Genomic DNA, 1,160 nt, shown 5'->3' with positions numbered 1-1,160 from the left:
ATCCTTTTATTTGTGCAATTTTCACCCGTGCAAGCAGATGAGTTTCGCGAGCTGAATTTCGCTTTGTTTGATGCAGCAAAAGAAGGTGATCTTAAACAGGTGCAGCAATTGATTGAAAAAGGTGCCTCGGTGAAAGCGCGTAACCGATTTGGCAATTCAGCCTTTCTTTATGCAGTAAAGTCAGGTGATATTGAGCTTGTGGACTATCTGATTCAACAACAGTCGGCGATCAACTTGGTTAATACACGTGGACGTAATGCGTTGATGGAAGCATCGAAAGAGGGTTCCATTGAAATGGTGCAATATCTACTCGATCATGGCGCTGAAGTTAATCACTTTAGTTTGAAAAGAATCACTGCATTAGCTGAAGCCGTTTATACCGAACGACAGGATGTGGTTCAGCTATTATTAAATCATGATGCGTCAGTAGCGGTGGTTGATAATACCGGTAAAACAGCACTTATTTATGCTGCTGCCAATGGTAATGTGGACATCATTAAGCTGCTATTAACAAAGACAGAAGATATTAATGCAACATATGGTCATGATTTAACCGTATTAATGTGGGCTGCCGGCTACGGTAAATCTGGGGCAATCACTTTACTTCTTGCTGCTCGGGCCAATGTTGATCTTCAAGATGACCGTGGCCGTACGGCGTTAATGATGGCGGCACGTGCTGGCCATGTTGATGTGGTCACGCAACTATTAAATAACGGCGCTACAGCAGACCTAATGGATAGTGACGGTAAGTCTGCTTATGACCTAGCTGCTGAAATAAATAATGCGGTGATTTTACAGGCCTTATCTGCAGCAAGTTAGACCTGTTTCATCGACCGCTCGCAGGCCGTTTCACCTACTAAGGTGAAGCGGCTTTTTTTATGTGCACATTTAATGAGGCGTCATGATGAAAACAACAAAGATACACTTTGGCATTCGCAAATTATTGGTTTATCATCAAGGCCATAGTACTTACTGAATTATGTGGCGTTTTTTTTTAATCGTTTCGACCAAAGTAGGTTATCGCTATGACTCCGACCCCAACTCCAGAACAAGAACTTCATGAGCTCCAAGCCCAAGTCAAACAGTTAGCCATTAAGCTTGATTCCGTAGATAAAGAACTTAAGCGAACGCAAAAATCGCAAACGGAATTTCTAACGCGC

General features: G+C 42.7%; 1 protein-coding gene. It reads left to right on the top strand.

Annotated elements, in window-relative coordinates; all coding sequences use genetic code 11:
* Positions 1-819 (top strand): ankyrin repeat domain-containing protein (locus AC3AYF_RS21485; RefSeq protein WP_487780498.1); only part of this gene is annotated, 819 nt, incomplete at its 5' end.
* Between the last annotated feature and the right edge of the window lie 341 nt (positions 820-1,160).

The organism is Salinicola sp. (genome assembly GCF_982684285.1).
This window is presented reverse-complemented; position numbering and strand designations above follow the sequence as displayed.